At 45.7% G+C, this 20931-nt stretch carries 21 protein-coding genes; 8 read left to right on the plus strand and 13 right to left on the minus strand.

Annotated elements, in window-relative coordinates; genetic code table 11:
- Entirely contained in the window at positions 1 to 867 is an 867-nt protein-coding gene (locus B3V56_RS07380) for a YicC/YloC family endoribonuclease (protein WP_349676206.1), read from the minus strand.
- A gap of 118 nt (positions 868 to 985) precedes the next feature.
- On the opposite strand from B3V56_RS07380, the gene rph reads away from it, so the two are divergent.
- The 5 genes from rph to B3V56_RS07405 all read left to right on the plus strand — a co-directional run bounded on the left by rph (position 986) and on the right by B3V56_RS07405 (position 4484).
- Complete coding sequence (gene rph / locus B3V56_RS07385) at positions 986 to 1705, plus strand: ribonuclease PH (RefSeq protein WP_286303855.1); 720 nt, start codon at positions 986 to 988, stop codon at positions 1703 to 1705.
- Positions 1702 to 2307 (plus strand): RdgB/HAM1 family non-canonical purine NTP pyrophosphatase, encoded by a 606-nt coding sequence (gene rdgB, locus B3V56_RS07390; protein WP_289281774.1) that lies wholly within the window; start codon positions 1702 to 1704, stop codon positions 2305 to 2307. The genes rph and rdgB overlap by 4 nt, the downstream gene beginning before the upstream one ends.
- Before the next feature lie 64 nt (positions 2308 to 2371).
- Complete coding sequence (locus tag B3V56_RS07395; RefSeq protein WP_289281773.1) at positions 2372 to 2998, plus strand: hypothetical protein; 627 nt, start codon at positions 2372 to 2374, stop codon at positions 2996 to 2998.
- Complete coding sequence (gene hemW, locus B3V56_RS07400; RefSeq protein WP_286303852.1) at positions 2998 to 4158, plus strand: radical SAM family heme chaperone HemW; 1161 nt, start codon at positions 2998 to 3000, stop codon at positions 4156 to 4158. The genes B3V56_RS07395 and hemW overlap by 1 nt, the downstream gene beginning before the upstream one ends.
- A gap of 35 nt (positions 4159 to 4193) precedes the next feature.
- A complete protein-coding gene (locus B3V56_RS07405) occupies positions 4194 to 4484 on the plus strand; it encodes a hypothetical protein (protein ID WP_289281772.1) in 291 nt (96 codons plus the stop codon).
- A gap of 28 nt (positions 4485 to 4512) precedes the next feature.
- Here the strand turns inward: B3V56_RS07405 and B3V56_RS07410 are convergent, their stop codons facing one another.
- The 4 genes from B3V56_RS07410 to alaC are packed head-to-tail and all read right to left on the minus strand — an operon-like array spanning position 4513 to position 8716.
- A complete protein-coding gene (locus B3V56_RS07410; RefSeq protein WP_286303850.1) occupies positions 4513 to 5034 on the minus strand; it encodes a hypothetical protein in 522 nt (173 codons plus the stop codon).
- 4 nt (positions 5035 to 5038) lie between these two features.
- Entirely contained in the window at positions 5039 to 6181 is a 1143-nt protein-coding gene (gene thrC, locus B3V56_RS07415) for a threonine synthase (protein WP_286303849.1), read from the minus strand.
- Positions 6182 to 6215: 34 nt separating this feature from the next.
- Positions 6216 to 7529, minus strand: a complete 1314-nt coding sequence (locus B3V56_RS07420; protein WP_289281771.1) for a homoserine dehydrogenase — start codon at positions 7527 to 7529, stop codon at positions 6216 to 6218.
- 8 nt (positions 7530 to 7537) lie between these two features.
- On the minus strand, positions 7538 to 8716 hold the full coding sequence (gene alaC / locus B3V56_RS07425; RefSeq protein ID WP_286303847.1) for an alanine transaminase: 1179 nt from the start codon (positions 8714 to 8716) through the stop codon (positions 7538 to 7540).
- Positions 8717 to 8810: 94 nt separating this feature from the next.
- On the opposite strand from alaC, the gene B3V56_RS07430 reads away from it, so the two are divergent.
- The 3 genes from B3V56_RS07430 to B3V56_RS07440 all read left to right on the plus strand — a co-directional run bounded on the left by B3V56_RS07430 (position 8811) and on the right by B3V56_RS07440 (position 10842).
- Positions 8811 to 9659: an HDOD domain-containing protein gene (locus B3V56_RS07430; RefSeq protein ID WP_286303846.1), complete on the plus strand. Its 849-nt coding sequence runs from the start codon at positions 8811 to 8813 to the stop codon at positions 9657 to 9659.
- 128 nt (positions 9660 to 9787) lie between these two features.
- A complete protein-coding gene (locus B3V56_RS07435; protein WP_289243119.1) occupies positions 9788 to 10315 on the plus strand; it encodes an NlpC/P60 family protein in 528 nt (175 codons plus the stop codon).
- A gap of 83 nt (positions 10316 to 10398) precedes the next feature.
- Positions 10399 to 10842, plus strand: coding sequence for a DUF3617 domain-containing protein (locus B3V56_RS07440; RefSeq protein ID WP_289243118.1), 444 nt, complete (start codon positions 10399 to 10401; stop codon positions 10840 to 10842).
- Positions 10843 to 10965: 123 nt separating this feature from the next.
- Here B3V56_RS07440 and lysS read toward each other — a convergent pair whose 3' ends face one another.
- From lysS to parE, 8 genes are all read right to left on the minus strand, one after another.
- Entirely contained in the window at positions 10966 to 12459 is a 1494-nt protein-coding gene (gene lysS, locus B3V56_RS07445; protein WP_289243117.1) for a lysine--tRNA ligase, read from the minus strand.
- A 13-nt stretch (positions 12460 to 12472) separates the two neighbouring features.
- Positions 12473 to 13550, minus strand: a protein-coding gene (prfB, locus tag B3V56_RS07450) for a peptide chain release factor 2 (protein WP_289281770.1) whose coding sequence is annotated in 2 segments (ribosomal slippage) — positions 12473 to 13495 and positions 13497 to 13550 — 1077 coding nt in all. Because the reading frame shifts where the segments join, the coding sequence is not laid out codon by codon here.
- Positions 13551 to 13659: 109 nt separating this feature from the next.
- Complete coding sequence (locus tag B3V56_RS07455; protein WP_289281769.1) at positions 13660 to 14457, minus strand: peptidoglycan DD-metalloendopeptidase family protein; 798 nt, start codon at positions 14455 to 14457, stop codon at positions 13660 to 13662.
- 4 nt (positions 14458 to 14461) lie between these two features.
- On the minus strand, positions 14462 to 15037 hold the full coding sequence (locus B3V56_RS07460; protein ID WP_286303839.1) for a YqaA family protein: 576 nt from the start codon (positions 15035 to 15037) through the stop codon (positions 14462 to 14464).
- The gene (locus tag B3V56_RS07465; protein WP_286303838.1) at positions 15037 to 15696 is read right to left on the minus strand and encodes a protein-L-isoaspartate(D-aspartate) O-methyltransferase; all 660 of its coding nucleotides are present in this window, start codon (positions 15694 to 15696) and stop codon (positions 15037 to 15039) included. Before B3V56_RS07465 ends, B3V56_RS07460 begins: the two co-directional genes overlap by 1 nt.
- A 1-nt stretch (position 15697) precedes the next feature.
- Positions 15698 to 16444 (minus strand): 5'/3'-nucleotidase SurE, encoded by a 747-nt coding sequence (surE, locus tag B3V56_RS07470; RefSeq protein WP_286303837.1) that lies wholly within the window; start codon positions 16442 to 16444, stop codon positions 15698 to 15700.
- A gap of 158 nt (positions 16445 to 16602) precedes the next feature.
- Positions 16603 to 18840 carry a DNA topoisomerase IV subunit A gene (gene parC, locus B3V56_RS07475; RefSeq protein WP_289281767.1) on the minus strand — a complete coding sequence of 746 codons (2238 nt, stop codon included), beginning with the start codon at positions 18838 to 18840 and terminating at the stop codon, positions 16603 to 16605.
- A gap of 20 nt (positions 18841 to 18860) precedes the next feature.
- Positions 18861 to 20762, minus strand: a complete 1902-nt coding sequence (gene parE / locus B3V56_RS07480) for a DNA topoisomerase IV subunit B (protein WP_289281766.1) — start codon at positions 20760 to 20762, stop codon at positions 18861 to 18863.
- Positions 20763 to 20931: the final 169 nt, after the last annotated feature.

Raw genomic sequence — 20931 nt, forward strand, 5'->3', positions numbered from 1 at the left:
TCACTCAATATTCTGAATCTGCTCACGCATTTGTTCGATTAATACTTTTAGATCCACCGAGTAACGTGTGGTATCGGTATCAATCGATTTAGAGCCCAGGGTATTGGCTTCACGATTCAATTCCTGCATCAGAAAATCCAGTCGACGGCCAATAGGTTCATCGCGCTTTAGAGTATGTTTCACTTCATTCACATGATTCTGTAAGCGATCGATTTCTTCAGCGACATCCGCTTTTTGTGCTAACAGCACCATTTCCTGTTCAAGGCGTTCCGGCTCAAGATTCACTTCAAGCTCAGCAATCCGGTCTGATAATTTTTGACGGTGACTGGCAAGAATTTCTGGTAAACGTGTTTTCGTTTGTTCTGCAATATCATTTATTTGCTCACAACGCTGAATAATCATTTGCTCCAGAGCTGCACCTTCACGTTCCCTTGTCGCTACCAGGTCAGCCAGGGCATGTTTTAATGACTCGAGCACCGTGGCTTGTAACGCATCCTGATCCAGGCTTTCTGTTTGAATGACACCAGGCCATTGCATTACACGCAAGATATCAATGGGCGCGGCACTGTCTGTAAACGAGGCAAGCTGTTGATAGTTCTCCATGACGGCTTTGGCTAAGTCGACATTCATTTGCAATGCACTCTGCGTTTGCTCTGGTGCACGGTAACGAAGTGCTACTTCAACCTTTCCACGACTTAGTGTGTCGCTGATAAGTTTGCGCATTGCCATTTCAAATGGGCGAAAACTTTCTTCTAAACGGAAAGAGACTTCTAGATAACGATGATTTACTGAGCGAATTTCCCAGCTCAAGCTGCCAAGCTCTGTTTGCTCCTCATGGCGGGCAAAGGCGGTCATACTTCGTGTCACAATCATGTCCTATTTCTGAGTTAATCTGACATCTTACCGAAAACAGGTAACAAAAAGCATCTGCGGCGGTGATTTATGGCAGGTATAATAGATTGAATTTGACTGAGGAAAAGCGAATATGCGTCCAAGTGGTCGTCAAGCCAATGAACTAAGACTGGTTAATATCACCCGTAACTACACCAAACATGCTGAAGGCTCCGTACTGGTAGAATTTGGTGACACCAAAGTACTTTGTACAGCCACCGTTGAAGAACGTATTCCACAATTTTTACGTGGCTCAGGTGAAGGTTGGGTCACGGCTGAATATGGCATGCTTCCACGCTCTACTGGCAGCCGTATGCAACGTGAAGCGGCCAGGGGTAAACAAGGCGGTCGCACGATGGAAATTCAGCGTCTTATCGGTCGCTCATTACGTGCCGCAATTGACCTCAAATCATTAGGCGAACGTAGTATCACTATTGATTGTGATGTGATTCAAGCTGATGGCGGTACTCGTACCGCGTCTATTACTGGTGCTTATGTCGCTCTGCATGATGCCATCAGTCATTTAATCAAAACTAAAAAGTTAAAATCCAGTCCCCTGCATGGTCAGGTCGCATCCATCTCTGTTGGCATTTATAACGGCACACCAGTCTTAGATCTGGACTATGATGAAGACTCATCTGCTGAAACTGATATGAATGTAGTGATGAATGACGCCGGTGCTTATATCGAATTACAGGGTACTGCTGAAGGTCATGCGTTCCGGGCTGAAGAGTTACAATCTATGTTGGATTTAGCCAGCCACGGCATTAGTCAGTTAATGGAAAAACAACGGGAAGTACTGGCAGCATCATGAAAAAAATCGTCTTAGCAACCGGCAATCAAGGCAAACTGCGTGAGTTTGCACAATTACTTGCACCTCTAAAAATTGAGATCGTCTCACAAGCCGATCTCGATGTCATTGAGGCTGAAGAAACCGGTCTAAGCTTTGTCGAAAATGCCATCATTAAAGCGCGTAATGCCTGTCACCAAACAGGCTTGGCTGCTATAGCTGATGATTCAGGTATTGAAGTAGATGCCCTGTGCGGTGCGCCGGGCATTTATTCTTCTCGCTATGCAGGCAGTTCTGCCAGTGATGAAGAAAATGTTGCCGCCCTGCTCTCGGCGTTGAAAGATGTACCGGCATCTGAACGAAGTGCACGGTTCCAATGTGTGATTGTCTTCATGCGTCATGCTGAGGATCCCACTCCCTTAATCTTTCAAGGAAGCTGGCAAGGTCAGATTATGACGGAAGCACTCGGCGAGGGAGGCTTTGGCTATGACCCTATCTTTTTTGTCCCTGAGACAGACTGCAGCGCGGCTGAACTTAGCTCAGAACAGAAACATGCTATCAGCCATCGAGGCCAGGCTATGCGCCAGTTTATAGAAGAGTTTCCATACAGCCGTCATCAGTTCTGATTACTCAGATACCACGCTTCAACAGTGTTAACTGACCATGTGCCGTTTCCCCTTTTCACTTCTCATGATGACGTTAGCGCTATTCGCCTGCACAACTTATGACTCTGATCGCCCCATTACACCGATTCGTAGCGGGCAAAACCTGAGTGATATCTGGGACAATTATTATCGTTTTTTTATTGGTCAGCCAAATCCAGCACTTTTCTCCGTCTGCCATAGCATGAGCTGTTACAGAATCAGTGAAGTCAGCCTGAGTAAAAAAGATTGGTCAGGCATACTCAACTTATTCAATAAAACAACCAATGCTCATGAAGAACGACAGGCCATTCAACAAGCCATTGCCAACCTGGAGACGCTGATCGGAAAACAAATTGGCAGCGAGAAAGATTTAGCGCGTAACCAGATTGCCAATAATCGCTTTGGTCAATTGGACTGCGTGGATGAAGCCACCAATACCAGTGTTTACCTGCGTATGCTTGAGAAAGCCGGTGTTCTAAAATGGCATACCTCTGCTTCACGTACTTCACGGGGTATTTTTCAGGGACAGGCGCCACACAACACCGCCACCATCATTGATACACAAACGCACACTCGTTATGCCGTAGACTCCTGGTTTTATGGCAATGGCGAAATGCCTGTCATTATTTATTTAGATGATTGGAAGGCAGGCTGGGAACCGGAATCAAACTAATGTTTAACTTTACATCCTTACCACCACTTAGTCTGTATATTCACGTTCCCTGGTGTGTGCGTAAATGTCCCTATTGTGATTTTAACTCCCATGATAATCATCAATCTCTGCCAGAATCGGCTTATATTGATGCACTGATACGCGATCTGGAACAAGAATTACCCCTGATTTGGGGACGGTCAATTAATACGGTATTTATTGGCGGCGGCACACCCAGTCTGTTTTCAGCTGAAGCCTATGATCGGCTATTCTCATCGCTGCGGGCCTTACTGCCTTTACAACATGATGCTGAAATTACACTGGAAGCTAATCCGGGTACGGTAGAAGCCGGTCGTTTTCATGAATATCGTGATGTGGGCATCAACCGGTTAAGTATTGGTATTCAAAGCTTCGACCAGAATGCTTTGCAGGCGTTAGGCCGAATTCATGACGGTCAGCAAGCGATCAAAGCGGTTGAATATGCTCATCAAGCTGGCTTTGATAGTTTTAATCTGGATCTGATGTTTGGTTTGCCTGGACAGGATGAGAAAAAAGCGCGACATGATGTTGAAACGGCCATTGCACTTGCCCCACCGCATATTTCTTACTATCAATTAACGATAGAACCCAACACCTTGTTTTACTCTCAGCCACCGAGCCTGCCGGATGATGATCCGATCTATGATTGGCAACTGACCAATCAGGCGCGTCTGGCTGAAGCAGGCTACAAACAGTATGAAACCTCGGCCTATGCACAAAAAGGTCATCAATGTCGGCATAATGTTAATTACTGGCGCTTTGGTGATTATATTGGTATCGGCGCTGGCGCACATGGCAAAATCAGCAGTGTTTCTCCACAGCAAATTCAGCGACGAGTTAAACAAAAACAACCACAGAAGTATATGGAAACGGCAGGCACAGAAGCGGGCTTAGTTGAGAAAACGCTGGTCAGCCCGGATGAGGTAGGCTTTGAGTTTATGCTTAATGCGATGCGCTTACTGGATGGCGTACCCACGCCCCTTTTCCAGCAGCATACCGGTGTGCCGATTTCGACGATAAGACGAGCTATGCAGCAAGCTGAGCAGTTAGAGTTATTAGAGCATACGATCGAGAAAATCCGACCCACAGAAAAAGGCCAACGTTACCTGAATAGTCTGATTGAGCTATTTATAGAGGCATAGTATGCTTTTTCGCATACTTCTTTAAGGAAACGTCTATGACGACTCGTTCTCTACTTATCATTGGCACAGCATTATTCTCTTTTACAAACCTGTGCCAGGCAGAAGTGATCTCCATTACTGATCCCAGCTATGAAGTGGCTAATGATCCTACAGGGATTGTCCGGCCGACCAGAGGCATGAGCATGGCTCAGGTTAAACAACAGTTTGGAGAACCGCAATCAACGCAGCCAGCGGTTGGCCAGCCCCCCATTACACGTTGGGAATATAAAAAGTTTGAAGTGGTATTTGAATACGACAAAGTGATTCATTCAGTTGCCGTGAGATAAGAACTAAGACAACTCAATAACAGAAAACTTAATCGTCCTGACTGGGCTCAGGTTCAATATTCAGGAAACGTTTTAATGCCCATTTCGGCAGCGTTCCCATTCTAGCGTGATGAAGAGAATCTGATTCAATCACGATCAATACCAATACGCTCACCAGCGTTGGCAGAATACCTAAACCACCAATCATAGCGTAGACGGCTTCTTTCATCATGCCAAGATACATATGACCCAGCACACCTAAGGTCGACACGCTAACAAGCAGTATAAGAATCATCATAAAAAAACGACTCCAGCGGCGTGCTACTTGCCAATGCGCCCAGACGAATTCGCCGTCTTCACGTTTTACCTTACTGGATCGCCAGTAAGTATATCCCAGTGCCATAAATGAAATTAATGGCACTAGGAATAGATACTTCATGTACGACGGACCGAACGTCGAAATCGCGGTAAACACAAGAATATGGTTACCAATTAAGTTACTCAGAAAAATATCATGGGGCAACTTGGCGCGAGCGATTTCCTTTTCGGTAGGGTCCGCGTAATAAGTCATATCATTACACCATATTATTCAAAATGGCTTCACGAACAGCGTCAAGTTCAGCATTTACGGTGACGACAGCAGAAGTACTTTGTTTAATAGCAGTATCAGGATCTTTTAAACCATGACCCGTTAATGTACAGACAATCGTACTGCCTTCGGGAATCTTGCCTGATTTCACATCACGCAATGCTCCAGCTAGAGAAGTAGCTGATGCAGGCTCACAGAACACACCTTCTTTTTCAGCTAATAATTTCTGTGCAGCCAGGATTTCTTCATCTGAACATTCATCAAACCAACCACCTGACTCTTCTTTCACCTGCCAGGCTTTATCCCAGCTTTGTGGGTGACCAATACGAATTGCAGTCGCCACCGTCTCAGGATCGTCTACCATGTGTCCACGCATGAACGGTGCACTACCAGCGGCTTGGTAGCCAATCATCTTAGGACGGTTACCGACGATAGCACCACCGGCATATTTGCATTTACCACCACAATACGCACATGCATCAGTGACATGGTCACCTGAATCACATGAATACTCACAATAACCAATCCAGTGAGCGGTGATATTACCGGCATTACCAACAGGTAAACAGTGATAATCAGGTGCACGACCTAACTCTTCAACGATCTCAAAAGCGGCTGTTTTTTGACCTTGTAAACGGTATGGATTGATAGAGTTAACAATAGTGACTGGTGCATGATCAGCCACTTCTTTAACTAACTGCATACCCTGATCAAAGTTACCTTTGATTTGAATCACGGTTGCGCCGTGCATCATAGCCTGAGCCAATTTGCCTTGTGCAATTTTGCCGTCAGGAATAAGTACAAATGCAGCGATGCCGGCACGTGCCGCATAGGCAGCAGCGGCAGCAGATGTATTACCTGTTGAAGCACAGATAATCGCTTTACTACCCTCTTCTACTGCTTTCGTTACGGCCATGGTCATACCACGGTCTTTGAAAGAGCCAGTTGGGTTCAGGCCTTCGTACTTAACATAAATATCGACATCCTTACCCAGCTCTTTTGTAATGTGGTTGAGCTTAATAAGCGGGGTATTGCCTTCACCAAGACTGATCAGGCGGGTATCGTCATTGACTGGTAAACGGTCGCGATAGCGCTCAATTAATCCAGTGTAACGTGGTCGAAATGACATAATAATTTCCTCTAAATGAATGCTTTATACAGGCTTAACCACCAAGCGATTCCATGCGAATACGCATAATGGAATCGGGTACAGTGTCCAGCGCTTCAATTTGCGCTATCGCCTGATCCATATTTTTTTCAATGACAGCTTGGGTCAGCATGATGATGGGCACCATTCCCTCATGTTCTTCAGGCTGCTTCTGCAAGATGGCTTCAATATTGATGCCTTCCTTGCTTAAAATTCGTGTGATATCCGCTAATACACCCGGTTTATCCAGCGTGTGGATACGTAGGTAATATGATGTCACAACTTCTGACATCGGCAGAATAGGCGTATCTTTCAATGCATCTGGTTGGAAAGCCAAGTGTGGTACGCGGTTTTCAGGATCGGTGGTCAATGCGCGGACAATATCGACAATGTCAGCCACGACAGCTGAAGCCGTCGCTTCTGAACCAGCGCCAGCGCCATAGTAAAGCGTTGGGCCAACCGCATCCCCTTTCACCACCACCGCATTCATTACGCCATTGACATTAGCTAATAAACGACGCTGTGGAATCAATGTCGGATGAACTCGTAATTCCACGCCAGATGTTGTTTTCTTCGCGATGCCAAGATGTTTGATTCTATAACCCAACTCATTGGCATTTAACACGTCTTCCTGAGCAATACGACTGATGCCTTCGGTGTAACATTTATCGAACTGTAATGGGATGCCAAAGGCAATGGAGGCCATGATGGTCAGTTTATGCGCCGCATCAATACCTTCAATATCAAAGGTAGGATCCGCTTCAGCATAACCCAGCGCCTGTGCTTCCGCTAACACGTCAGCAAAGTCCCGGCCTTTTTCCCGCATTTCTGTCAGGATGAAGTTGCCTGTACCGTTGATAATGCCTGCCAGCCATTCAATACGATTACCAGCCAAACCTTCACGCATAGCTTTGATGATAGGAATACCACCAGCAACAGCCGCTTCAAAAGAGATGGTGACGCCTCTTTCCTGAGCGAGCTCAAATAGCTCGTTACCGTGCATGGCAATAAGCGCTTTGTTGGCTGTCACGACATGCTTGCCGTTTTCGATGGCTTTTATTACCAACTCTTTCGCCACACCGGTACCGCCAATCAATTCAACCACAATCTGAATGTCAGGATCGTTGATGATGTCAAAAGCATCATCCGTTAAATTGATAGCAGAAGTGTCACAGCCTTTAGGTTTATCAAGGTCACGATCAGCAGCGCGATATATTTCCATATCACGACCTGCACGACGACTGATTTCTCTCGAGTTCCGGGTTAATACGTTGACAGTACCACTACCAACCGTCCCTAAGCCCAGAATTCCGATTTTTACTGATTGCACTCTGCCCCCTACGGTTTTCTCATCATGTCACGGATCCCACGGATCGCCTGACGTGTACGATGTTCGTTTTCGATCAATCCAAAGCGAACGTAATCATCACCATACTCACCAAAACCAATACCAGGTGAGACAGCCACTTTCGCTTCTTTCAATAATTTTTTACTAAATTCTAATGAGCCAAGCTCACGATATTTCTCTGGAATTTTTGCCCATACAAACATGGTCGCTTTCGGTTTTTCAACCTGCCAGCCAATCGCATTTAAGCCATCACACAAGACATCACGACGACTTCTGTATGTTTCAACAATCTCATCAACACAATCCTGTGGTCCTTCCAAGGCGGTGATGGCTGCTACCTGAATCGGTGTAAACATACCGTAATCCAAGTAGGACTTCATCCGCGCCAGAGCAGCAATTAATGTTGGGTTACCAGACATAAAGCCAACACGCCAACCAGGCATATTGTATGTTTTTGACAGTGTGTAAAACTCCACAGCCACTTCTTTCGCGCCTGGTATTTGTAAGATGGAAGGTGCTTTATAACCATCGAACACGATTTCACCATACGCTAAATCATGCACCACCCAGATTTTATGCTCGCGAGCAAAATCCACAACCTTCTGGAAAAAGTCCAAATCCACGCATTGAGTAGTGGGATTACCGGGAAAGTTAAGCACCAGCATTTTAGGTTTAGGCCATGAATCTTTGACCGACTTTTCTAACTCCGCAAAAAAGTCTACATCCGGGGTAAGCGGCACATGGCGAATATCTGCACCAGCGATAACAAAACCATAAGGATGAATCGGATAAGCCGGATTAGGTACTAACACCGCATCACCTGGGCCTACTGTCGCTAATGCTAAGTGCGCTAGCCCTTCTTTAGAACCGATGGTAACAATACATTCTGTTTCGGGATCAAGATCAACATCAAACTTGCGTTTGTACCAGCCAGTGCAGGCTTTACGCAGCCTTGGAATACCGCGTGATACTGAGTAACGGTGAGTATCTGGCCGCTGCGCCGCTTCGACCAGTTTTTCTACAATATGCGCGGGTGCCGGGCGATCGGGGTTCCCCATACCAAAATCAATGATATCCTCACCACGCGCACGTGCTTTTGCTTTCAAATCATTTACAATGTTGAAAACGTAAGGCGGAAGGCGTTTAATTCTTGGAAATTCGTCGTTCAACTGAATACCTGCGATAAGCTAAAACTGTCGGCAAACTAAGCAAAATAACTGAAATTAATAAACACTTCAAATTCATTTATCAGAAGCGATTACTATGAGCCAGCAAGACCTATTTTATAACAAAATCCTGAAAGATCTTGAGGACGGTAAACTTCTTTTACCCACATTGCCAGAAGTGGCACTCAAGGTGAGAGAAGTTGTTGATGACCCAGATGCCACTGCAGTGCAATTGGCAGACATTATTGTAACCGATCCCGCCCTGTCGGCGCGCTTATTAAAAGTAGCGAACAGTCCTTTATATCGTGGTCGTGTTCCGATTGAGAGTATCCACATGGCGGTGCCAAGATTAGGCCTGACCATGGTGCGTAATATCGTCACCAGCCTGATGATGGAACAAATGTTCAATGCCTCCAATAAACGATTGGAGAAGCGTCTTAAAGCGCTATGGGAACATAGCACCAAGGTTTCTGCGCAAAGTCAGGTGCTGGCCAGCAAAATTCCAAAAATGAATACGGATGAAGCGATGTTGGCTGGTTTAATCCATTCGATTGGTACTTTACCCATTCTGATGCAGGCAGAAGAGGAAGCAGGTTTATTAGACAATCCAAAACGATTGGATCAGATTATCGACAACCTCTACCCACGCGTTGGCGCTGCTATTCTTCGCAAATGGGAATTTCCGCAAAGCTTGATTGATGTCGCTGCTGAGCATAAAAATCTAAATCGCAACAGCGGTCCAGCAGGTCCTGACTTGGTAGATGTAGTTCAAGTTGCCTATCTGCAAAGCTTATTTGATACGGAAAAAGCCCTGGATCCCCTCACATTAAACAAAGTGATTTCTTTTGAGAAAGTAGGCGCTGATACAGGCCTCACAGTCTATGAAATCGATGAGAATAGTGAAGAATATCTGGAAGCGTTGGCTTTATTCAATATACAACCATAGCGTTGATATGCTGATTATTAAAGGGCAGATCTTCTGCCCTTTTTTGTTTATGTCATTGAGATTGTTCAGGAGCAAAAAGCCGAAATCAGGTAGAGTAACTTTGTCACAGAAAAAATACACGGTTACACATGAACTCTGAGTTTGACACTTTGTTTAATCGATTCAAACGTTACTCGCAGCGGCTTTTATTATTATCTTTAATGTCTCTGATGGCCGCCTGTCAGACAAGTCCCCCCGTATACACTCCACCACAACCTATTGGCACTATTGATCAGCAACACACTCTCAGCCAGCTATATCGTCAGTATCAGCAATGGAATGGCACCCCCTATCGTTTAGGTGGCAATAACCGATCGGGTATCGATTGTTCAGCCTTTGTCCAGCAGACGTATCAACACTTGTTTGGTATCACTATGCCACGCACAACCTCCCAACAAATCCTGCAGGGAAAACACATCAAACGCACTGAGCTTAAATCCGGGGACTTAGTTTTTTTCCGCAAAGGCAGTCATGTAGGTATTTACCTGGAAGAGGACAAATTTCTTCACGTCTCGACGAAAATAGGTGTCACTATCTCGAGTATGCATAATAGTTACTGGGCGCGTTATTTCTGGCAAGCAGTGAGAGTGAAACCGGTAAGCAGCATTTCACCTTAGGCACATTGCTATATCGTCAGACTCACGGCAATATGTGCCAGATTGATTATTCAATCATCAGTACATTTTTAGGAGAACGCATCATGTTCCAACGCGCTTGCTTAATGCTGTCATGCTTCAGTCTTATGGCTGTTTGTTTACCAGCCTACGCTGACAAACCAAATTTAACACCAGGAATGTGGGCTCATACGACCACGACAACGATTCAAGGGCCGATGTCTCTCGAGCCACAAACATCAAGTAATCAGGAATGCCTTACTCAAGCACAAATTGATAAAGGCGTGGATATGTTGGAGATTCCTAAGCAGTGCCTGGTTCAAAAAGTCAACGTATTACGTGACACCGCTGACTTTGCTGTGGATTGTGATATACAGGGGATAAAAAATCACTTTATCGGCCACACTAATTTCCGAGGCGACCATATGGATGGTCAAATGAGCAGTGAGATGAATAGCCCGATGGGCACCATGGTGATGACGATGAACTTTTCTGCAAAGCGTATTGGTGCATGTCCAGCGGCTAAATAAAGGCTATTAAGTTTGCATCAGATCAAAGCTGGCCTTGTTAACAATATAGTGCTAGCGATGATACTCACACCAGAAACAAAAAAGGCGAGAAGTTTCTCGCCTTTTTTGATCAAACCAGAACGACTATTCCGGACGCATATGCGGGAATAACAATACGTCACGGATGGAGGGTGAGTCAGTCAGTAACATGACCAATCGATCAATACCGATACCTTCTCCCGCTGTAGGGGGCATACCGTATTCAAGTGCACGGATATAATCGGCATCGTAGTGCATCGCCTCATCGTCACCGGCATCTTTTTCTTCTACCTGCGCTTTGAAACGTTCGGCTTGATCTTCTGCATCATTCAACTCTGAGAAGCCATTGGCAATTTCACGGCCACCCACAAAAAATTCAAATCGATCAGTGACGAACGGGTCATCGTCATTACGGCGAGCCAGTGGAGAGACCTCTGTTGGATAGGCGGTGATAAATGTCGGATCCATCAAACGGTGCTCAACGGTTTTTTCAAAAATTTCGATTTGGACTTTACCCAGCCCATATGATTCTTTTAGTGGGATATCTAACGATTTAGCAATCGCACGCGCCGACTCAATATCATCCAACTGTTCCGCTGTTAGATCTGGATTAAAGTGCAGAATCGACTCTTTTACCGTCATACGAGTAAACGGTTTGGCAAAATCAATATCCAGACCTTGATAGTGAACTTGCGTTGAACCTAAAACATCTTGAGTGACTGTACGTAACATGTCCTCTGTCAGATCCATTAATTCATGGTAATCAGCATAGGCCTGGTAAAACTCGACCATGGTGAATTCTGGATTATGACGCGTAGATAAACCTTCATTACGGAAATTGCGATTGATTTCAAACACACGCTCAAAACCACCCACGACCAAACGTTTTAAATACAGCTCAGGGGCAATGCGAAGATATAAGCCCATGTCTAATGCATTATGATGTGTGGTGAATGGACGAGCGGTTGCCCCACCAGGAATGGCTTGCATCATGGGTGTCTCAACTTCCAGATAATCTTTCGCCATCAAATAACGACGAACACCATCAACGATTTTAGTCCGCACACGGAATACGTCACGACTGGCTTCGTTCATGATTAAGTCAACATAACGTTGGCGGTAACGTGTTTCCTGATCAGATAATCCGTGGAATTTCTCAGGCAGTGGTCTGAGTGATTTGGTTAATAACTGAATGCTATCAACATGCACTGACAATTCACCTTTTTGCGTGCGAAATAATGTGCCTTCTGCACCGATGATATCACCCAGGTCCCAGCTTTTAAATTGAGGATAAACGCCTTCAGGTAATTCATCACGAGCCACATACAATTGAATATTACCTGACATGTCGCGTACCGTCGCAAAACTGGCCTTACCCATGACACGTTTGGTCATCATGCGGCCAGCAATCTTCACACGCAATGGGTTCGCTTTTAATTTTTCAGCATCCCACTCGGCATACTCTGCCTGCAGTTCAGCATTCATGACATTACGACGAAAGTCGTTTGGAAAGGCATTGCCTTGTTCTCTCAACTCTGCCAGTTTTTCACGTCTCTGAGCAATTAAACGGTTTTCATCCAGTTCTGTTTCATTTGTCATTCGGGTTTCCAGCTTATAATCCTGATTTGAGTGAGGCTTCGATAAATGGGTCTAAGTCGCCATCCAACACCGCTTGTGTATTACCGGTTTCAACACCGGTACGCAGGTCTTTGATGCGAGACTGATCGAGCACATAAGAACGTATCTGACTGCCCCAGCCAATATCTGACTTCGACTCTTCAGCAGCCTGTTTCACTTCGTTTTGTTTCATTAATTCCAGTTCGTACAACTTTGCCCGTAACTGGTTCATTGCACGATCTCTATTCTGATGCTGCGAACGTTCAGTCTGACATTGCACTACTGTATTGGTCGGTACGTGAGTAATACGAACAGCCGAGTCAGTGGTATTCACATGCTGACCACCAGCACCACTGGAGCGATAAGTATCGGTTCTCAGGTCTGCTGGGTTGATATCAATTTCAATAGTGTCATCCACTTCCGGATAAACAAAGACCGATGCAAATGACGTATGTCGACGAGCACCAGAATCAAAGGGGGATTTACGTACAAGACGATGCACACCGGTTTCTGTACGCAACATACCAAAGGCATATTCACCTTCAAATCGGACAGTGGCACTTTTGATACCGGCGACCTCACCCGCTGACACTTCCATCAACTCGACTTTATAGTCTTGAGATTCACCCCAACGCAGATACATACGCAAAATCATATTTGCCCAGTCCTGGGCTTCGGTACCACCAGAGCCAGACTGGATATCCAGATACGCATTATTTTTATCCAGCTTGCCGGAAAACATGCGCTGGAATTCCAGCTTTTCCAAACCTTTTTCTAATTCATTCAGATCAGCCTGGATTGCATCAAACGTGGCCTGATCATTATCCTCAACTGCTAATTCGAGTAGTTCTTTTGCATCATCCAGCATGTCACGATGGCCAGATAAAGTCGTGACAATTTTTTCTAAACTGGCACGCTCCTGCCCTAATTTCTGAGCCGTGTCTGGATTTTCCCAAACACTGGGAGATTCCAGCTCGCGCGTGACTTCAATTAATCTTTCAGCTTTCTCATCATAGTCAAAGATACCCCCTAAGATCGTCACTACGATCTCGTAGGTCTTTGATTCGCTGCATCGTTGCGCCTAGTTCCAAAGGTAACCTCTAGTAAATTTGATTGAACACCGGCGAATCCGGCAAGCCCCATATTGTAGCTGATTTGTCATAAAAATGGCGTACCCCACTTTTATCGTTTAGGTAAGAAGCGTTGTGGGTCGACAGGTTTGCCATTTCGACGTATTTCAAAATGTAATTGATATCGCTGGGTGCCGGTGCGCCCCAACGTGGCTATCTTTTGACCGGACTTGACTATTTGGCCTTCTTTGACCAGCAAACTTTCATTGTGAGCATAGGCGCTCAGGTAAACATCATTATGCTTTATAATCAGTAAGTTGCCATATCTTGGAAGTCCATTCCCACTGTATACAACTTTACCTGAAGCAGCCGCGATAACAGGCTGTCCGGCTTTACCTGAGATATCGATACCCTTGCCTCCAGAGCTGCTATTGGAATAGGAACCAATCACTACACCATCTGTAGGCCAGCGCCATTGTAAATTCTGATTACCGCTATAGCTGGACGTCGTCGTTGAAGATTTGGCTGGTTTAGTGGATGTGGTGGGTTTTGTCACTTTGGGTTTTGATGACGTAGAACTCGGTTTTGTGACCGCTTTTCCTTTATTGGAGGTCGTGGATGCTGTCCGTGTGCTGGTAGTGGATCGTTTGAATTTAAGCTTTTGCCCAACGTAGATGGTATAAGGCGAACGAATACCATTAATTCGCGCCAGCTCCTTATAATCCATGCCATATCGCCAGCTAATGGAATACAGTGTGTCGCCTTTTTTTACGGTATATGAAGAAGGAGGTGAGGTTATTTTCCGTTGGCTGCTATCGTAACCATAAGAGCCAACAGGGGCTAATGCTCTACTGCCCCCACCACATGAGGATAATAAAAAAATCAGCAGTAGCGGCCCGATCCATTGCATATGTCTATACGAATATAAAATAACCTATCACCAAACCCAGAACAGTGAACCAACCTAGTCGGTCTACCCATAGGTGGAGTTTGGATTCCAATTCAGGCCCTCCCCAGCGCATCAGACCAGCCACTAAAAAGAAACGCATACCTCGACCAACAAACGATCCGAGCAAGAACGGTATCAGTGCCATATTGGCGGCACCTGCTGCTATAGTGAATATTTTGAACGGTATAGGAGTAAACCCGGCCAGAAATATGGCCCAAATCCCCCACTGGTCAAACCACTCTGCAGCATGAATATACGCATCCATATAGCCTAGTGATATCAAGAGTGGTTCAGCCATATTGAACGCAAATAAACCAATAAAGTAACCTAACAGCCCCCCCAATACCGAAGTCACGGTGGTCAGCATCGCCAAAAACCATGCTCGCTCAGGCCTTGCTAAGGTCATGGGTGCCAACATCACATCAGGTGGAACCAAAAAACACGAAGACTCAGTGAAACTGACTAACGCTAACCAATAGGTCGCATATTTATGTCGGGCCCAAATCATCACTCGTGCATACAAACCAGAAAATAATCGCATTAAATCTGACCACTCAATAATGGGACAAAACTGACAGGATCTAATTCCGTTTCCTCATACCTGTCGCCTTCACGATCTATCACACGCAATGACTGTCCTTGGCTGCTGCCGACAGGAATCACCAAGCGTCCTCCAGGAGCCAGTTGTTTTAATAACTCTAATGGAATGTGTTCCGGTGCACAGGTCACAATAATAGCGTCATAAGGCGCATACCACTCCCATCCCCAGTTTCCATCACTGTGTTTGAGTTTAATATTATTGAGTTTTAATTGATAAAAACGTTCGCGCGCTTGATTTTGTAACGGCGAAATACGCTCAACACTGTATACCCGTTCGACAAGTTTGGATAACACCGCGGTTTGATAACCCGAGCCAGTACCGACCTCTAGAATTTTTTGACGAGGACCACCCTCTAATAAAATCTCGGTCATTTTAGCGACAATATACGGTTGAGAAATGGTCTGCCCATGACCAATAGGTAAGGCAGTATCTTCGTATGCCCGGCTCGCTAAGGCTTCATCCACAAATAGATGTCTTGGCATCTCACGAATGACAGACAACACATCACTATTTTTAATCCCTCGCTCCTGCAATCTGGCCACCAGCCGATCACGCGTTCGCTGAGAGGTCATGCCGATGCCTCGGTAGTCGGTTTTCATCTCAAATATCTTTCAACCAGTTGGCAACGCCATCAATAGCATCGTAGCGTGTTAAATCAATTTGTAAGGGGGTGACTGACACAGCTCCCCGGCGAATAGCATCAAAGTCAGTGCCAGGTCCTGCATCTTCCTCTTCACCTGCCGGACCGATCCAGTACATTGCACGACCACGAGGATCCGTTTCTTTGATAACAGGTTCAGCTTTATGACGATGGCCCAGTCTGGTGCTTTCGATACCTGTAATTTCATCTATCGGTAAATCGGGCACATTGACATTAAGAATGGTATCAGCCGGCAAAGCAGAGAGTTTTAACTGAGCGACCAACTTTTTGGCGACCCAGGCCGCTGTTTCATAGTGTGTTCCATTATGTGATGTCAGTGATATCGCAATGGCTGGTAGCCCTAGGAAACGCCCTTCCATCGCCGCTGCCACAGTACCGGAATAAAGCACATCATCACCCAGGTTAGCGCCAGAATTAATACCTGACACCACCATATCGGGTTCATCATCGAGTAATCCGGTAATGGCCAGATGCACACAATCAGTAGGCGTTCCTTCTACTCTGTATACGCCATCTTCTTGTCTCTCCAGTCTGAGCGGGTTTTCCAATGTCAGTGAATTGCTGGCACCGCTACGATTTCTGTCTGGTGCGACAACGGTTATCTCCCCTAGTTCTGCCATTGCCTTTGCCAGTGTGCGGATGCCTTTCGACATGTAGCCATCATCATTGCTTATCAGGATTTTCATTAGATTGTTTTGGTCTTTAAGCTCTTGTTATTTAGGCGCTCATATCTTAACAAGATTGAGCTGCGATCATTATACATTCAGGTAAACCAGCTATGCCGTGAGGTAATCTTACATAGCCTACCTAATCTGATGTGACAGCACTGTCATCATCATGACGTTTATTCAGCGACTTCCATCTCACTGACTTTTTGTAAACCACGAGGGAGTTTATGTCCTCTTTTGCCTCGACTGCCTTGGTAATGCTCCAGATCCGTGGCTTTCAAGGTTAAGTGCCGTCTGCCAGCGTGCAAGGTCAGGCCCTGTTCATTAGGTACAATAACGACCGCTTGCATCCATTCTTGACCCGAAGTGAATTTTGCCTGTGGAATATTAATGAGTCGGACGCCTTTGCCCTTGTTCATTTCTGGAATGTCATCTGCAGGAAAAACCAATAAACGTCCATCTCCGGAAGCCACGGCAACGCGTGTATCCTTGCTGTTTATAAATAACGGTGGCAGCAGTGAGGCGCCTTTTGGAATATTAAATATGGCCTTGCCCGCTTTATTTTTAGCGATCAAATTATCGAGTTGAGTAATAAAACCATAACCTGCCGTATTGGTTAGCAGCACCGATTGTTCCGACTCAACCGTAAGAACGGCGACAAACCTGGCCTCAGGAGGTGATTGTAACCGCCCACTCAACGGTTCACCCTGCCCCCTCGCAGAGGGTAAGGTATGAGCACCGAGAGAATAACTACGACCACTGTCATCCAGAAACACAATCTGTTGATTACTTCTGGCTTTTACTGACGCAAAATAGCGATCACCGGTACGGAAGTTTAATGAAGCCGGATCCACATCATGACCTTTGGCTGCACGCACCCAACCACTTTCAGACAGCACAATGGTTAAAGGTTCAGTGGGTAATAATTCGGTGGCATTCAGTGCTTTTGCAGCTTGTCGCTCTATAATCCGTGATCGTCGGTCGTCACCATACTTTTCAGCATCTGCCGTCAATTCTTTACGAATAAGTGTTTTCAGTCGAGTATCTGAGCCTAATAATAATTCGAGTTGTTTCCGTTCTTTACTCAACTCATCCATTTCGCCACGGATTTTCATCTCTTCCAGCTTGGCTAAATGGCGTAAACGTAGTTCTAATATAGCTTCAGCTTGTCTGTCCGAGATTCCGAAGCGCTCCATCATCACGGCTTTCGGCTCATCCTCAGTGCGGATAATGGCTATTACCTCATCGATATTGAGGTAGGCCACGAGTAAGCCTTCCAGCACGTGCATGCGATCCAGCACTTTATCCAGGCGATACTGTAGACGACGACGAACCGTTTCAACCCGATAACTGAGCCACTCCTGCAGCATATCCAGCAGATTTTTCACCTGAGGACGGCCATCCATGCCAATCATGTTCATATTGACACGATAGCTGCGTTCTAAATCTGTAGTCGCAAACAGATGTGACATTAAACTCTCAATATCCACTCTGTTTGAGCGGGGCATAATCACCAGTCGCACGGGATTTTCATGATCTGACTCATCACGTAAATCAGCGACCATCGGTAATTTTTTGGCCTGCATCTGTGCGGCAATTTGTTCTAGTACTTTGGCGCCGGAAACCTGGTAGGGCAATTCATGAATAATGATTTCACCCTCTTCTTTTTTATAACAGGCACGCTGTTTTATAGAACCATGACCCGTGGCATATATTTTATGAATCTCATCACGGCTGGAAACGATCTCGGCACCTGTTGGGAAGTCCGGGCCCTGAATATCTTCAAGCAGGTCGTCTAATGTGCTTTTTGGTGATTTTAATAAGCGTAAGCAGGCATTCACTACTTCGCGAAGATTATGAGGGGGCACATCGGTCGCCATACCGACCGCTATCCCAGTCGTACCATTCAATAATAGATTCGGTAATCGAGCTGGCAGTAATGCTGGCTCATCCATGGTGCCATCAAAATTATGTATCCAGTCCGCAGTCCCCTGTCCTAACTCACTTAACAGAACCTGTGAATACGCTGCCAGACGCGCTTCTGTATAACGCATTGCAGCAAAAGACTTAGGATCATCAATCGAGCCCCAGTTACCTTGCCCATCGACTAGAGGATAACGATAAGAAAATGGCTGTGCCATTAATACCATGGCTTCGTAACAGGCAGAGTCACCATGAGGATGGTATTTACCTAATACATCACCCACTGTTCTAGCTGACTTTTTATGCTTGGATAAGGCACTCAATCCAAGCTCAGACATCGCATAAATAATCCGACGCTGAACAGGTTTTAAACCATCACCAATATGCGGCAATGCACGATCCAGAATGACATACATCGAATAATCCAGATACGCTTTTTCAGTGAAATCGCGTAGCGGCATATTCTCCAAATCATCGACGAAAGTAGTCATGGGTTATATCTCTTCATCATTTATAAAGCAGCCAAATCGGCTAAGTCACCATGTTGCTCAAGCCAAGACTTACGATCACCAGCCCGTTTTTTGGCTAGCAGTTTGTCCAAGGTCATCATCGTATCGTCTTCGGCATTAATGGTAAGTCGAATTAAACGGCGGGTATCAGGCGCCATAGTCGTCTCGCGTAACTGCATGGGATTCATTTCCCCTAACCCTTTAAAGCGCTGCGTACTGACTTTACCTTTGATTTTTTCTTTTTCAATTCGATCCAGAATAATCTGGCGTTCTTCATCATCCAAGGCATAGAACACCTGCTTGCCCACATCGATGCGATATAACGGTGGCATCGCCACGCAGATATGGCCAGCTTCCACCAGAGGACGGAAATGTCTGACAAAGAGGGCACATAACAAGGTAGCGATATGAGCACCATCAGAATCCGCATCGGCTAATATGCAAATCTTGCCATAGCGCAGACCGGACAAATCATCAGACCCCGGATCCACACCAATAGCGACCGCAATATCATGGACTTCCTGAGATGCCAGGACTTGTCCAGGCTCAACTTCCCAGGTATTCAGAATTTTGCCGCGTAGAGGCATAATCGCCTGAAACTCACGGTTTCGCCCTTGCTTGGCACTGCCGCCAGCCGAGTCCCCTTCAACTAAAAATAATTCTGTACGGGATGGGTCCTGTGAAGCACAATCCGCTAACTTACCCGGTAGAGCTGGGCCGGACTGTACCCGTTTTCGGACCACTTTTTTTGCTTGTTTTAATCTGGACTGAGCGTTATTGATCGCCAAATCAGCTATTTTTTCGCCATCTTCCACGTGATGGTTCAGCCACAAACTAAAGGCATCTTTGACTACACCAGACACAAAGCCAGCACACTGACGAGAAGATAAACGTTCTTTGGTCTGTCCTGAAAACTGTGGGTCCTCCAACTTGACGGACAACACATAACAACAGCGTTCCCAAACATCTTCCGGTGCTAACTTCACACCTCTCGGCAATAAGTTACGAAACTCACAGAATTCCCTAAGTGCTTCCAAAACACCGCTGCGTAGGCCGTTAACATGGGTACCACCTTGTGCAGTGGGAATGAGATTGACATAACTTTCGGCCAGCTCGTCACCGGCTTCAAGCTGCCACATCAGTGCCCAGTCGACTTCCTGGGACTCCTCACTCATATGGCCTACAAAAGGCGCGGCAGGGACACAGGGAGCATCGGTCATGGCAGAGGAAAGATAAGAATTTAACCCATCTTCATAACACCAGCGATCTTCGACTTTTTCCTTTCCGGATAGATCAGTAAATGTGACCACTAACCCCGGACATAACACTGCTTTCGCCCGAAGTACGTGTCGTAATCTAGGTACTGAAAATTTAGGTGAGTCAAAAAACGGCTCTTCTGGCCAGAATCGCACTGTAGTACCAGTATTCCGTTTACCAACAGTACCAATTTCGTTTAAAGCTTCGACTAAAGCACCGCTTTCAAAAGCAATCTGATACTCGGTCGCATTTCGACGAATTTTGACTTCCAGGCGAGACGATAATGCATTAACAACAGAAACACCCACACCATGTAAACCACCTGAAAATCGGTAGTTCTTATTGGAAAACTTACCACCAGCATGAAGTCGGGTCAGAATCACCTCAACACCAGGCACGCCTTCTTCGGGATGAATATCCACGGGCATACCTCGACCATCATCACTCACTTCCAATGAATTGTCTTTGTGTAGTGTTACCTGAATCTGTTTAGCATGACCGGCCACAGCCTCATCAACACTGTTATCAATGACCTCTTGGGCAAGATGGTTAGGACGAGCAGTATCTGTATACATGCCTGGTCGTTTTCGGACAGGCTCAAGCCCCGTCAAAACTTCAATGGCAGATGCATTGTATGTATTCGTCATTGTTGAGATATCTACCTAAAATTATTCCCACCGAAGGTTAGCAGGATAAAAGCCTAACAGACAACACAGATACAACATATCTGTGAAAAAAACACGATTTAAATAAAGTGAGTGTGTGATTCCCTCGTGTTAAAGGTGACAAGTTTGTAAAGTTTTGTAAATAAAAACC

This window comes from Methylophaga sp. UBA2513 (assembly GCF_002341285.1).
GTDB lineage: Bacteria > Pseudomonadota > Gammaproteobacteria > Nitrosococcales > Methylophagaceae > Methylophaga > Methylophaga marina.